12 protein-coding genes are annotated in these 13814 nt (G+C 65.5%); 8 read left to right on the forward strand and 4 right to left on the reverse strand.

Going from position 1 to position 13814, the window contains the following annotated elements:
- The first annotated feature begins 2 nt into the window (after window positions 1-2).
- The 4 genes from ACLMAL_RS20215 to ACLMAL_RS20230 are packed head-to-tail and all read left to right on the forward strand — an operon-like array spanning window position 3 to window position 4256.
- Window positions 3-1040 carry a branched-chain amino acid ABC transporter permease gene (locus tag ACLMAL_RS20215; protein ID WP_412000499.1) on the forward strand — a complete coding sequence of 346 codons (1038 nt, stop codon included), beginning with the start codon at window positions 3-5 and terminating at the stop codon, window positions 1038-1040.
- Entirely contained in the window at window positions 1037-2470 is a 1434-nt protein-coding gene (locus tag ACLMAL_RS20220; protein WP_412000500.1) for a branched-chain amino acid ABC transporter permease, read from the forward strand. Before ACLMAL_RS20215 ends, ACLMAL_RS20220 begins: the two co-directional genes overlap by 4 nt.
- Window positions 2467-3486: an ABC transporter ATP-binding protein gene (locus ACLMAL_RS20225; RefSeq protein ID WP_412000501.1), complete on the forward strand. Its 1020-nt coding sequence runs from the start codon at window positions 2467-2469 to the stop codon at window positions 3484-3486. The genes ACLMAL_RS20220 and ACLMAL_RS20225 overlap by 4 nt, the downstream gene beginning before the upstream one ends.
- 8 nt (window positions 3487-3494) lie before the next feature.
- Complete coding sequence (locus ACLMAL_RS20230; protein ID WP_412000502.1) at window positions 3495-4256, forward strand: ABC transporter ATP-binding protein; 762 nt, start codon at window positions 3495-3497, stop codon at window positions 4254-4256.
- Window positions 4257-4303: 47 nt separating this feature from the next.
- On the opposite strand, the gene ACLMAL_RS20235 is transcribed toward ACLMAL_RS20230, so the two are convergent.
- Window positions 4304-4780: a nuclear transport factor 2 family protein gene (locus ACLMAL_RS20235; protein WP_412000503.1), complete on the reverse strand. Its 477-nt coding sequence runs from the start codon at window positions 4778-4780 to the stop codon at window positions 4304-4306.
- 92 nt (window positions 4781-4872) lie between these two features.
- On the opposite strand from ACLMAL_RS20235, the gene polA reads away from it, so the two are divergent.
- Window positions 4873-7647 carry a DNA polymerase I gene (gene polA / locus ACLMAL_RS20240; RefSeq protein WP_412000504.1) on the forward strand — a complete coding sequence of 925 codons (2775 nt, stop codon included), beginning with the start codon at window positions 4873-4875 and terminating at the stop codon, window positions 7645-7647.
- 342 nt (window positions 7648-7989) lie between these two features.
- Here polA and ACLMAL_RS20245 read toward each other — a convergent pair whose 3' ends face one another.
- A complete protein-coding gene (locus ACLMAL_RS20245; RefSeq protein ID WP_412000505.1) occupies window positions 7990-8370 on the reverse strand; it encodes a DUF6191 domain-containing protein in 381 nt (126 codons plus the stop codon).
- A gap of 340 nt (window positions 8371-8710) precedes the next feature.
- On the opposite strand from ACLMAL_RS20245, the gene ACLMAL_RS20250 reads away from it, so the two are divergent.
- The gene (locus ACLMAL_RS20250; protein WP_412000506.1) at window positions 8711-9145 is read left to right on the forward strand and encodes an alpha-isopropylmalate synthase regulatory domain-containing protein; all 435 of its coding nucleotides are present in this window, start codon (window positions 8711-8713) and stop codon (window positions 9143-9145) included.
- Between the two features lie 90 nt (window positions 9146-9235).
- Here ACLMAL_RS20250 and trxA read toward each other — a convergent pair whose 3' ends face one another.
- Together trxA and ACLMAL_RS20260 are read right to left on the reverse strand one after the other, a co-directional pair.
- Complete coding sequence (trxA, locus tag ACLMAL_RS20255; RefSeq protein ID WP_412000507.1) at window positions 9236-9610, reverse strand: thioredoxin; 375 nt, start codon at window positions 9608-9610, stop codon at window positions 9236-9238.
- 50 nt (window positions 9611-9660) lie between these two features.
- Window positions 9661-10182: a 2'-5' RNA ligase family protein gene (locus ACLMAL_RS20260; protein WP_412000508.1), complete on the reverse strand. Its 522-nt coding sequence runs from the start codon at window positions 10180-10182 to the stop codon at window positions 9661-9663.
- A gap of 79 nt (window positions 10183-10261) precedes the next feature.
- On the opposite strand from ACLMAL_RS20260, the gene ACLMAL_RS20265 reads away from it, so the two are divergent.
- Window positions 10262-11359: an isocitrate/isopropylmalate dehydrogenase family protein gene (locus ACLMAL_RS20265; protein WP_412000509.1), complete on the forward strand. Its 1098-nt coding sequence runs from the start codon at window positions 10262-10264 to the stop codon at window positions 11357-11359.
- A gap of 639 nt (window positions 11360-11998) precedes the next feature.
- Window positions 11999-13588 (forward strand): carboxylesterase/lipase family protein, encoded by a 1590-nt coding sequence (locus tag ACLMAL_RS20270; protein ID WP_412000510.1) that lies wholly within the window; start codon window positions 11999-12001, stop codon window positions 13586-13588.
- Window positions 13589-13814: the final 226 nt, after the last annotated feature.

Here is a 13814-nt window from a genome sequence, read left to right on the forward strand (position 1 = left end):
GAATGACTTCAACAGTATTGGCCGGTGCTGTACAACTAGCCGGCGGCTCGATCGACTTCAACTATCAAGGAGTGATCGACGATTTCTGGCGACTGACCGTCGACGGATTGTCCTACGGTGCGATTTACGCACTCGTCGCTGTCGGCTACACCCTGGTCTACGGCGTACTGCGGCTGATCAATTTCGCCCATTCCGAAATCTTCATGCTCGGCCTGTTCGGGCAGTATGTCGGGCTTATGCTGCTCGGGTTTTCACCGAGCGGTGATGTCTACTCCCAAGGCATCGTTCTCACCGTCACCTATCTCGCACTGGCGATGATCTTCGGTATGGCCGTATCCGGTGCCGCGGCAGTCGGATTGGAGCGGGTGGCCTATCGACCGCTGCGCAAGCGCGGAGCCAAACCGCTGATCTTTCTGATCACCGCCATCGGCGCCTCCTTCGTGATCCAGGAGATCATGCACTTCGTGGTGCCGAAGGTGTGGCCGAAGCTGGGCGGCACCAACGCACAGAAGCCGATCATGCTGGTCGAGCCGACCAAGCAGTTCAGCTTCGGCGGCGCGGATGTCACCAATGTGACGATCGTGATCATCGTCGCCGCCGTCATCCTCGCCATCGCCACCGAGGTGCTGATCAACCGGACGAAGTTCGGTCGTGGCATTCGGGCGGTGGCACAGGATCCCGACACCGCGACGCTCATGGGTGTTTCGCGGGAGCGAATCATCATGTTGACCTTCCTGATCGGCGGCGTGCTCGCCGGTGCGGCCGCGCTGCTGTACGCGCTCAAGATTCCGAACGGGATCATCTACTCGGGCGGCTTCATCCTGGGCATCAAGGCGTTCAGCGCCGCGGTGCTCGGCGGCATCGGCAATCTGCGGGGCGCGCTGCTCGGCGGGTTGCTGCTCGGGCTGGCGGAGAACTACGGCCAGATCCTCTTCGGTACCGAATGGCGTGACGTGGTCGCGTTCGTTGTCCTGGTTCTGGTGCTCATGATTCGCCCGACCGGCATCCTCGGTGAGAGTCTCGGAAAGGCGCGCGCATGACCGACACGGTAAAGAGCCCGCCGCCACGGCAGAGCGGGCCGGAAGAGACCTCCGAGCACGGCGTCGGTGATGCACTGCGGACCTGGTGGGCCGGGCTGTCGCGGCCCGCCCAGTGGGGCGTCGGCGTGCCCGCCATCATTCTGCTGGCACTGCTGCCGCTGTACCCGCCGCCGTTCCTGGATACTCCCGGTACCAGCTTCGGCGGCGTGATGGCCCAGTTCGCGATGTACGCGCTGCTCGCCATCGGCCTGAATGTCGTTGTCGGACAGGCTGGTCTGCTCGATCTCGGGTATGTCGGCTTCTACGCCGTCGGCGCGTACACGGTGGGTCTGCTGACGAGTCCCAACAGCCCGTGGAACCAGACCGACGGCGGTTGGCTGAGTGAGGACTGGGCCTGGTTGGCCTGCCTGCCGCTGGCGGCGGCGGTCACCGCGGTGTCCGGTCTGATTCTCGGTTCACCGACGCTGCGGTTGCGCGGCGACTATCTGGCGATCGTGACGCTCGGCTTCGGCGAGATCGTCCGGTTGCTCGCCGACAATCTCGGCGACCTCACCAACGGCAGCCTCGGCCTGTCCGGCATCGCCTATCCCCGCGTCGGTGAATCCGCGGAGCGGCCCAACGGTGTGTTCTCCGCGGGCAACGTCGGCGACTCGGAAGCCTCGAACATCTTCGCAAGGGCCAACTCCGGCATCTGGTGGTTCTGGGTCGGCATGGTTCTGGTGATCATCGTGCTGCTGGTCGTCGGCAATCTGGAGCGCAGTCGGGTCGGCAGGGCCTGGGTCGCGATCCGTGAGGACGAGGACGCCGCCGAGATCATGGGGGTGCCCACCTTCAAGTTCAAGCTGTGGGCATTCATGATCGGCGCCGCGGTCGGCGGCCTGTCCGGTGCGCTGTACGCGGGCCAGGTGCAGTTCGTGAATCCGAGCGGGTTCAACATCATCAACTCGATGCTGTTCCTCTGTGCGGTCGTTATCGGTGGTCAGGGCAACAAGCTCGGCGTGATCGTCGGTGCGTTCATCATCGTGTACCTGCCGAACCGGCTGCTGTCGGTGCAGCTGGTCGGGCAGACCGTTGTCGGTTACGTGTTGCTCGGACTGGCCATCGTTGGCATCATCGCGATGATCGTCGGGTGGAAGCGCTGGGCACGCGATCTGGAGCGGCCGGTGCGTCTCGGTTATCTTGCCGGCGCGATCGTCGTGGTGATCGGGATGTTGATCGTCCTCGGGAACGTGCTGAAATTCCATGAGCAGGGCGCGCAGTCGCTCGGCGACTTCAAGTACCTGTTCTTCGGGATCACGCTCATCGTGTTGATGATTTTCAAGCCGCAGGGGTTGTTCCCCGTGCGACAGAAGTTGCTCGCCTACGGGCGGCAGGTATATCGGGCCGTGCGCAAACCGTTCGGCAACGAAGTGATCGGGGAACAGGCATGACCGGGCCGGGCGCGGGTGACGCGCTATTCGACAACGAGGACATGTCGGCCGGCTATGCCGCCGCACCGGAAGCGACGCCGAGCGCCGGCGTTGTCGATGTGACGGCCGTGCTGCCGGAACTCGGCGACGCGGAGGCGGTCGCGGAGGTGGTCGCGCCGAGCCGTGAGATCGAGACGCCGGTGGGTGCAGCGCTGCTGCGCACCGACGGATTGACCGTGAAGTTCGGCGGCCTCACCGCATTGGACAACGTGAGTTTCGAGATTCGCCGCGGCGAAATCCTCGGGCTGATCGGGCCCAACGGTGCGGGCAAGACCACCTGCTTCAACGCGATCACCGGTGTGTACCGGCCGTCGTCGGGCGTGGTCTATTTCGATGGCAAGCCGCTGACGAAGACCAAGCGCAATGCCATCACCCGCCTCGGTATCGCACGCACCTTCCAGAACATTCGGCTCTTCGCCGAGATGACCGCGCTGGAGAACGTGGTGGTCGGCACCGACGCCAGGCACAAAACCTCGGTGCCGGGCGCCATCTTCCGCACCACACGGCATCGCCGTGAGGAGCACGAGGCCATCGAACGCGGCATGGCGTTGCTCGAGTTCGTCGGCATCGCACCGCGCGCGGTGGAGAAGGCGCGCAATCTGTCCTACGGCGACCAGCGCCGGCTGGAGATCGCCCGCGCGCTGGCCACCGAGCCGAAATTGCTCTGCCTCGACGAGCCCGCCGCCGGATTCAATCCCAGCGAGAAGTCCGCGCTGATGGATCTGATCCGCAAGATCCGCGACGACGGGTTCACCGTCCTGCTGATCGAGCACGACATGCGGCTGGTGATGGGCGTGACCGACCGCATCGTGGTGCTGGAATTCGGGCGCAAGATCGCCGACGGGCTGCCCGCCGACATCCGCGAGAATCCCGATGTGATCAATGCCTATCTCGGTGTGCCCGACGACGGTGCCGGTGCGCCCGACAAGGGCGCCCAGCCGGGGACAGCGGACGACACACACGGGACGGACGGGTAGGGACGGCGATGGCATCACACAGGCAATCCGACAGCCCCGGCGACGCATCGGGCCCGCTGCTCGAAGTCACGGACATGGTCGTCAACTACGGCAGAATCCAGGCGCTGCACGGGATTTCGCTGCAGGTGGCGCCCGGCGAGCTGGTGACACTGCTCGGCGCGAACGGCGCGGGCAAGACCACCACGATGCGCGCTCTCTCCGGGCTGCTGCCGCTGACCCGCGGCCGCATCTTGTTCGAGGGCCACGACATCACTCATATGAAGGCGCACGAGCGCGTCAAGCTGGGGTTGATCCAGGCACCGGAAGGCCGCGGCGTCTTCCCCGGCATGACGGTGCAGGAAAACCTCGACATGGGCTGCTACGCAAGGCCGTTCGAGTCGAAATCGGAATACGACACCACCCTGGAATGGGTGTTCGGCATGTTTCCTCGGCTCGAAGAACGGCGCAAGCAGGTCGGCGGCACGCTGTCCGGCGGCGAGCAGCAGATGCTGGCCATCGGCCGCGCGTTGATGGCGCGGCCGCGGCTGCTGCTGCTCGACGAACCGTCGATGGGGCTGGCGCCCATGGTGATTCAGCAGATCTTCCGGATCATCTCGGAGATCAATAAGCAGGGCACCACGGTGCTGCTCGTCGAGCAGAACGCTCAGCAAGCGCTAGCCCGCAGCGACCGCGCCTACATCCTGGAGACAGGGGAGGTGACCAAGTCCGGTTCCGGTCGCGACCTGCTCACCGATCCCGCGGTGAAGTCGGCCTATCTGGGCGTCGGATAGATGATGAGCTGACGGGTCTGGCCGACCAGCCACCCTCTTCGGAGTGCTCAGTGGCCAGGCCCGTCACTGCCCGAGTTGCGGGTCGCGGCCACCGCAGCATCGGACAGTGCCGTCCCGGTGTCGGACACCGCCGCCATGACGGCCGCAGTGTCCAAGTAGAAGGGCCGGATCTCGCTGATGAGCCCGTCGCGGAAGGTGATCAGCTGCATCACCGAGGTATCGAGCACGCGGCCGGTGGTGCGCGCTCGCAGTCTGCCGACGTTGTAGATGACCACCGCGTCGCCGTCCACCACGAACCGCTGCTCGAGGAACTCCAGTGACGACCAGGTTTCGCTCATCGCGGCCATGAACCGCTCGATGCCGTCCCTGCCGTGCCATGCGCCGCCGTAGGGCAGGTTGGCGGCCTGATACATCACGACATCGGGGGCAAGGCAGGCCGCCATACCGGTGAAGTCGCCGCCCGTGGTGATGTAGGCGGCTTCCGCTGCGAAGAACCGCTGCAAAGCGGACATTGTTGTGGTCACGGGGAAATATTGGGCGCAAGCCGCGGCCCGGTCCGGCGGAAATCGGACGTAACACTCGATGCCTCGCGGCGGGTGGGAGCCGCCGCTGTGAGATGTCGGTGGGCCTCCCTAGACTCTTCACCGTGACCCCAGCGACCATTGATCAGCGTTCGAGCTCCGTCTCTGCAGCCGGCTCCGATGCGGCCGGTCCGCAGCCGACTCTGCTGTTGCTGGATGGGCATTCGATCGCCTATCGCGCGTTCTTCGCGCTGCCCGCCGAGAACTTCAAGACGGTCACCGGGCAGACCACGAACGCGGTGTACGGCTTCACCGCGATGCTCATCAACCTGCTCCGCGACGAGAAGCCGACCCATATCGCCGCGGCCTTCGACGTGTCACGCAAGACATTCCGCACCGAGGCGTACCCGGAGTACAAGGCCAATCGCAGTGCCACGCCCGACGAGTTCCGCGGGCAGGTCGAGCTGACCAAGGACGTGCTCGGCGCGATGGGCATTCCGGTGATGGCGATCGACGGTTTCGAGGCCGACGACCTGATCGCCACCCTCACCACCCAGGCGGTCGCCGAGGGCTTCCGTGTGCTGATCGTCTCCGGTGACCGCGACTCGATCCAGCTGGTCGACGACAACGTCACGGTGCTCTACCCGCGCAAGGGCGTCTCCGATCTGACCAGGTTCACCCCGGATGAGGTGATGGCCAAGTATCAGCTCACGCCGGCCCAGTATCCGGATTACGCGGCCCTGCGCGGCGACCCGAGCGACAACCTGCCCGGCATTCCGGGTGTGGGGGAGAAGACGGCCGCCAAGTGGATTCGCGAATATGGTGACCTCGCCACCCTCGTCGACAAGGTCGACGAGGTGAAGGGCAAGGTCGGTGATGCGCTGCGGGCCAATTTGAGCAGCGTGGTACTCAACCGGCAGCTCACCGAGATGGTGCGCGATGTGCCGCTGCCCTACACCCCCGATCAACTGGCTCAGCAGCCCTGGGATCGCAACAAGATCCACCAGCTGTTCGACGATCTGGAATTCCGGGTGCTGCGCGACCGGCTGTTCGAGACGCTGGCGCCGCCGGAGCCGGAAGCCGAGGCGGGCTTCGAGATCAGCGGTGGTGCGCTGGAAGTGGGCGCGGTCGCGGCCTGGCTCGCCGAGCATGCGAAAGCCGGTGTCCGGCACGGTGTTTCGGTGGTCGGATCGGGCACTCCCGGCAACGGGGACGTTCGCGCGCTCGCGATCGCGGGGGGCGACGGCGAGAGCGGCTACATCGACGTCACGGTACTGACCCCCGAGGACGACGCCGCGCTCGGCGTGTGGCTGGCCGACCCGGCCGTGCCCAAAGCGCTGCACGAGGCCAAGTCCGCGATGCACGCGCTGCGCGGCCGCGGCTGGACCCTGGCCGGGCTGACCAGCGATACCGCACTGGCCGCCTATCTGGTGCGCCCCGGCCAGCGCAGCTTCAACCTCGACGACCTGTCGCTGCGGTACCTGCGCCGCGAGCTGCGTGCCGAAACCGACGAGACTCCGCAGCTCTCGCTGCTCGACGACGAGGACACCGTCGACGCGGAGGTCGCACAGACCGAAATGCTGCGCGCCAGGGCCGTCGTCGACCTCGCTGCGGCGCTGGACACCGAACTCCAGCAGATCGAATCCGTTCCGCTGCTTGAGGATATGGAGCTGCCGCTGCTCGGCGTGCTCGCCACCCTGGAGGACGCGGGCATCGCCGTCGACGTCGACCAGTTGGAGACGCTGCAGCGCCAGTTCGCCGACAAGGTGAACGAAGCGGCCAACGCGGCCTACGAGGTGATCGGCAAGCAGATCAACCTGGGCTCGCCGAAGCAGCTGCAGGTGGTGCTGTTCGACGAGCTCGACATGCCCAAGACCAAGCGCACCAAGACCGGTTACACCACCGACGCGGACGCGCTGGAATCGCTGTTCGAGAAGTCCGAGCACCCGTTCTTGCAGCATCTGCTCGAGCACCGCGACGCCACCCGCCTGAAGGTCACGGTGGACGGCCTGCTCAAGTCCGTCGCCGACGACGGTCGCATCCACACCACGTTCAACCAGACCATCGCCGCGACCGGCAGGCTCTCCTCGACCGAGCCGAACCTGCAGAACATCCCGATCCGCACCGACACCGGCCGCCAGATCCGCGACACCTTCGTTGTCGGTTCCGGCTTCGCCGAGCTGATGACCGCAGACTACAGCCAGATCGAGATGCGCATCATGGCGCACCTTTCCGCCGACGCGGGCCTGATCGAGGCCTTCAACTCCGGTGAGGATCTGCACACCTTCGTCGCGTCCAAGGCCTTCGACATCCCGCTGTCGGAGGTGAATCCCGAGATGCGCCGCCGCATCAAGGCGATGTCCTACGGCCTCGCCTACGGTCTGAGCTCCTATGGTCTCTCCGCGCAGCTGAAGATCAGCACGCAAGAGGCGAAGGAACAGATGGATGTCTATTTCGACCGGTTCGGCGGCATCCGTGACTATCTCTACGAGGTCGTCGAGCAGGCCCGCAAGGTCGGCTACACCGAGACCCTCTTCGGTCGCCGCCGCTACTTGCCCGACCTGGACTCCAGCAATCGTCAGCGCCGTGAGGCCGCCGAACGCATGGCCTTGAACGCTCCTATCCAGGGCACCGCCGCCGACATCATCAAGGTCGCGATGATCAACGTGAACAAGGCGATCACGGTCGCGGGACTGCGGTCGAGGATGCTGCTGCAGATTCACGACGAGCTGGTGTTCGAGGTCGCCGACGGCGAGCGGGAGGCACTGGAAACGCTGGCCCGCGACCAGATGTCCTCGGCCATCGCACTGTCGGTGCCCCTGGATGTCTCGGTCGGCACCGGTCGCAGCTGGGATGCCGCAGCACACTGAGGGCGGAGGCCGCCGTTGAACATGCGGTGGCCGAGCCGGGCCCCTCAGTGCGTTCGGCCGCAAAAGCTGCGTGACGTGGTGACCACGACGGCGGCTATGGGGCTGGGCAGCGGAAACCACTTGTGCTGCCCAGCTTTTCAGCGCTCGTAGGCGAGTAGCTCGTACTGTGTCGCCGCCATGCAATGGAGACCGTCGGCTTCCAGCCGGTGCCGGCGACACGACTATCGAAATCCATCAATGGCGGAACCTATTCGCCAGCATGACGGTCTCCGGGGTCGGTGGCGACCGCTCTGCTCACAGATCTGCCGGGAATCTCCGACGTCGGACTCGAGCGCACCAGTGCTACTCCCGATGGCGCACCAGTCGCGCCGAACCTGCTGACAGATCAATCTCGTCGCGCGGCGGTGCGCCATCGGACTTGTCTTCTTTGTGCATCAGCACGGTCTGGCGCTGCTCGAACTCGTGGCGCTTGGAGCCCTGGAAAACGGCGGCGACTTCTTCGAAACCGGCGGCCGCGACCGGGCGGCCCGCGCGGTCCGCGAACCATGGGAGGATGCGACTGCCGGTCAAGCGGCTCCACAGCACCTCGGCCGCGGCGAGCATCATCAGCAGTATCGCCAGTCCGGGAATTGTCATGGCAACGAGCAGGCCCATGCGGTCGAAGGTACCCGCGCCCACACCATTTGCGCCGCGATACCTGGACGCCGTGAAATCGGCTGCCACGACGCTGCGGCCTCCGTCCGGCCGCATATCCCGTGAGCTGCGCAAACGATACTCACGAGTAGGCGCACCGAGGGTGCTAATAAGGTTGCGATTGCGTCGAGATGCCCCTATCGTGTACCGCGTGCCGAATCCCGCCGACCGCCACAGCGCCGTGCTGAATGTCGCAGACCGCGACAGCGCAGCGCTAATTCCGCTTACCGCGATGGTGGCTGCCCGGCGACTTCTCCTCGTAGTAACCCGCCGTAGCGGGGTCTGATTCGGACCGGTCCCCTCGCTGCGGGCTGTTGATTGTTAGTGCTGGTCCCCTCCGCCGATTCTCTTCGGGAAGACCTGAATTGCAATGACGATCCTTACTCTCGACACACGCGCATTCATCGCCGCCGCACCCAAGGGCCTGCGGGCCGAATGCGGCGGCCTGACGCCTGCGCAGTTCTACGACCGCTACTGCGAACACACCGGACACATTCGGCTCAGCGACTGGTCGCTCGCCGGTAACGGGAGCGCGGAGTGCGTCGCGACGCTGGAGTTCGCCGACCAGTTGCGGACGTTCAGCACCACCGGCAGTCCGGTGGCGGCGATGACCTCCGCACTCTACGACGCGGGCTATCCGGTCGAGATCTTGCAGTTCCACCAGCGCCGCACCGAGGCAGGCACCGCCACCTTCGTGCAATGTGAGGTGAACGGCAGGCGCGGCTGGGGTGCGGCCATGGCCGATGACGGCGCCGAGTCGACGATTCGCGCGATGATCGCCTGCGTCAACCGAATTGCTCGTTGACCGGGTAGACCCGACGGCTCGCAAGCCCCGAAATCGCAACGGACCGTTCACCACTCGAACGTGAACGGTCCGCCCCTGGGTGTGCGCGCCTTACTTTGCGGTCTGCTCCGACTGCTCGGCCAGCTGCTTGCGAACCTCGTCCATGTCCAGGGCCTTCACCTGGGTGACGAGATCCTCCAGTGCGGCGGGCGGGAGCGCACCGGGCTGCGCGAACACCAATACGCCCTCGCGGAAGGCCATGATGGTCGGGATGGAGCGGATGTTCGCCGCGGAGGCCAGGCCCTGCTCCGCCTCGGTGTCGACCTTTCCGTGGACGACATCGGGGTGCTTGGTCGAAGAGGCCTCGAAGGTCGGCGCGAAGCTCTTGCACGGGCCGCACCACTCTGCCCAGAAGTCGACGAGTACCACGTCGCTTCCGGTGACTACCTCGTCGAAGTTCTGCTGGGTCAGCGTCTGGGTGGCCATGACGTCCTCTCATGTCGTTTCATTGCCAGCTGTAACGTCCGGCGTTCTCTTTATCTTCCACGGGCCACCGGCCACTCGCGCCGTTGGTCACCGTCCCAACGCCGGATACCCACGATGCTTGCCGGGAAATCACGGTCTCTTGCGACAGCGTGCACGGCCTCGCCGAGTTGCTGATGGGAGACGCGGCGTGCCAGCGTCACGTGCGGCGTCCACTCGTCCGGGTGCAGGTTCGACGGAACGCCGGGACACTGCGCCACGATGCTGAAGATCCGTCGGTGCAACGCGAGCAGTTGCTCGGACGGAACGACCGCCCTGACCAGGATCGGATGGCGCGCGCCGAACACCAGCAACCCACCGAGGCGTACCGGGAAGGGCCGGAAACTCTGCTGCTCGAGGACGTGGTCGATGCGCGGCCACAGCTGCCTGGCGACCGCTACGGTGATGTGCGGGCGCGTGGTCTCGGCGGTCTTCGACGCGACACTGGGAATGCCCGCGTCCGCGAGCAACTGCCACTGCCGCCGGATCTCCGCATCGGCTGCGTCGTCCAACAGTAATTCGACCGACTGCACCATGGTCCCCAGAAAGTAGCGCCCTCCGGCGTGTCCGTGGGGCGATTCGGTCGCAGCCGACCTGCGGCGGGAGGATGACCTGGTGAACGATGCGACACAACGCGACAGTTCGACACTCCGCCTCGGCCTGATCGACGGCGACGGGATCGGCCCCGAGGTCGTGCGGGCAACGCGGGCAGTGGTCGACGAGGCCATGGCTGCCGCCGGTGCGAATCCGGTGGAGTGGGTTCCGTTGCTGATGGGTCACCGCGCGATCGAAGAATTCGGCGAGCCGCTGCCCGAGGCGACCTTGACCGGTCTGGCGGGACTCGACGCGTGGATCCTCGGACCGCACGACAATGCGTCCTACCCGGACGTGCATCGTGCGGCGGTCGCGCCCGGCGGCGCCATTCGCAAGCGGTTCGGGCTGTACGCCAATATCCGGCCTGCGCGGGCATTCACGGGTGTGCGTGCGGCCGCGCCGTTCATCGACCTGGTGATTGTCAGGGAAAACAGCGAGGGCTTCTATGCCGACCGCAATATGTTCGCCGGGTCGGGGGAGTTCCGGCCGACACCCGATGTCGCGATGGCCGTCGGCGTCGTCACCCGCCGCGCTTGTGAGCTGATCGCCCAGGAGGCGTTCCGGCTGGCCGCGACGCGTCGTCAGCGGGTGACCATCGTGCACAAGGCCAATGTGCTGCCGATGACGATGGGTCTGTTCCGTGATGTCTGCTATGAGGTCGCTCTCGATTATCCGAGTGTCGAGGTCATCGACGAGCATGTCGACGCGACCGCAGCCCATCTGGTCCGCGCGCCCCGCGATTTCGATGTGCTCGTCACCGAGAACCTTTTCGGCGACATCCTCTCCGATCTGGCGGGAGAGTTGAGTGGATCACTCGGCATGGCGGCTTCGCTGAACTGCTCGCAGTCCCGTGCGATGGCGCAGGCGGTGCACGGCGCCGCGCCGACCTTGGCGGGACGCAATCGCGCGAATCCGGCGGCGCTGCAGCTGTCGGCGGCAATGTTGTTGAACTGGTTGGGGACTCGCAACGCCGATCGGATGTTGCGCAACGCGGGGGAGCGCATCGAGCGTGCGGTTGCGGCTACTTTCGAGGCCGGTATTGCGACCGCTGACCTGGGCGGTCTCGCGTCGACGAGTGAATTCACCGAGCAGGTTTGCGCCAGGGTCCACCGCCGGTGATCAGCGTGTTGCGCTCGGGTATCAGCACGGATCGGATTGATCTTCCGTTACCGACCCGCGAATCGCGGCGATTCGCAATGTCAGCGAGTTCATGAGTTGAAGGGTCACCGTACGCAGCCGCGTTGCGTTGCCGCCTCGGTGGCCACGGGCCGCCGCGTTGTGCGATGTGCTCGACCAGGTGGTGCTGTCCTCCCGTGGTCCGTTGCGCCAAGGTTATCGCCGACGGCAGTCGCGTACCAGAGAACTAACAAGTCTTCGAGTCGATCCGAGTGCAGCGGATCCGAAACGACAACTCCAGCCGGATCGTGCCACCGAAACGCCGTCGGAAACGACTCGGCAAACTCACCCCGGTCGAGTTTGAAATAATCAACCAGACCGCACACTCGGCCTGAACCACTCGACCCGCGAGTCGATCACAAGTGGGGGAGTCCCGTGGGTGTGCAGTGGTCAGGCGGCTGAAGCTTTGAGCGCCGCAGTTTCGCAGTATTTCGAGTCCGGCTGATCCCGACACCAGAGTGCAGCTCTACATCCAGCCGATCAACGCCAGCTACCGCGGCGTCCCGACGCCGTCGCAAGCTCCATCGCCACCGACCGCAGCGACAACATCGAAGAGATTGGGCAGCAATGATTCACTCGATCATGCGATCCGCGATCTGCATGATGGCGGGAACCGGCCTCGCGTTCGCGGGTGCTCCGGCGCCCGTCGCGGCGACCCCACCCGATGTAGTCGTGACCGGCGGCGAGATCTCCGGCTTCGCCGCCGACGGAATCACCAAATACCTGGGAATCCCTTTCGCCGCACCCACCGGCGGCGAAGCGCGATTCAGCCCGCCACGGCCCGCACCGCCGTGGCCCGGCATCCGGCAGGCTCACGGTCACGGACCACAGTGTCCGCAGACCGGACTGCTGCCCGACCCGTTACCGACAGGCCCCACCAGCGAGGACTGCCTGAGTATCGACCTATACGTGCCCGACGGCGCCCGCGACAGAAACTTGCCGGTCATGGTGTTCTTCCACGGCGGCGGCTACACCGACGGCTCCAACAGCCAATACGACGCGCCCACCCGGATGGTCGCCGAAGGCAACGTCATCGTGGCCGTCCCCAACTACCGCCTCGGACCGTTCGGATTCATGTCGCTACCAGAGTTGGCTGCCGAGTCCGGTGGCGCCACGGGAACAGTCGGCATTCAGGATCAACAAGCCGCCCTACGCTGGGTGCACGACAACGCCCACGCCTTCGGTGGCGATCCATCCAACGTGACGATCTTCGGTGAATCGGCCGGCGCCGGAAGTATCTGCACACACTTCGCCGCACCCGCTTCCGACGGCCTCTACAACAAAGCCGTCATCCAAAGCGGATCCTGCGTCCGATCATCCTTGATGCCCCGCAACCGCGACGACTCCTTCACACGGTCACAGCAATACGCCGAAAGCGTCGGATGCGGCGATCCCGCAACACAATTGGCATGCCTGCGCGCACTACCCGCCGCGAAACTCCTGGAATCACCGACCGCCCAATTCGACGGACTACCGACCTGGATACCCAGCATCGACGGCGTCGTCGTCACCGGAACACTCGACACCGCACTCGCACGAGCAGCTGACCGAAAGATACCCCTCATCGTCGGAAACAACAGCAACGAAGGCGCACTGTTCATCGTCGACTCGGACTATGCCCGCGGCCGCATCCCGGATGCCGCAAGCTACGAGCGCTACGTCCGCCGATCATTCGGCGCCTACGCCGACCGAGTACTCGCCCAATACCCACTCGACCAGTACCCCTCACCCGCGGCCGCCCAATCCGCAGTCATCACCGACGGCGTGTTCGCCTGCCCCGCACTGTTCGTCAGCCGCATCGCCCGCGACACCGGACATCCGGTGTGGCAGTACGAATTCGACGAGGCCCCATTCGGCGATGCCAACCCCCTGCTGCCTGGCGCCTTCCACGCCGGTGAACTGCCCTACCTGTTCACCAGCCTGATGAGCCTGCCGATCCCATGGACCGGACCGTCCGATGCCTTCGCCCGACAAATGCAGCGATGGTGGACTACCTTCGCCCACACCGGCAACCCGAACGGGCCCGGCTCACCCCCATGGTCGGCCTGGCCCGAACCGACCGGGCAAAGCGCCGACGGGCCGGTACTGACCATGCGGGCAACCGGCAGCACCATGTCCCACGACTTCGCCGCCGAGCACCACTGCGAATTCTGGTCCGAACGCCCTCAATGAATCCCCTGTCCACCGAACCGAAACCCCGCCGCCGACCGGCCTCCGTCCGCCGGACGGGAGTCTGTCGAGCGAACGGCCCAACCACGTGCGGCGTCGCTGCTTCTCGCCCGAAGCGTGCTCGAGGGTTGGACACAGTTCCGCGGCACCGACCGCGGCCACAACAGACCACGCGCGGTCATGGCATTGCAGGATGCGTCGAGACGCGGTGTCTCGCCCGCCGTCCGCG

The organism is Nocardia sp. CWNU-33 (genome assembly GCF_046764895.1).
In the GTDB taxonomy this organism is placed as follows: Bacteria; Actinomycetota; Actinomycetes; order Mycobacteriales; family Mycobacteriaceae; genus Nocardia.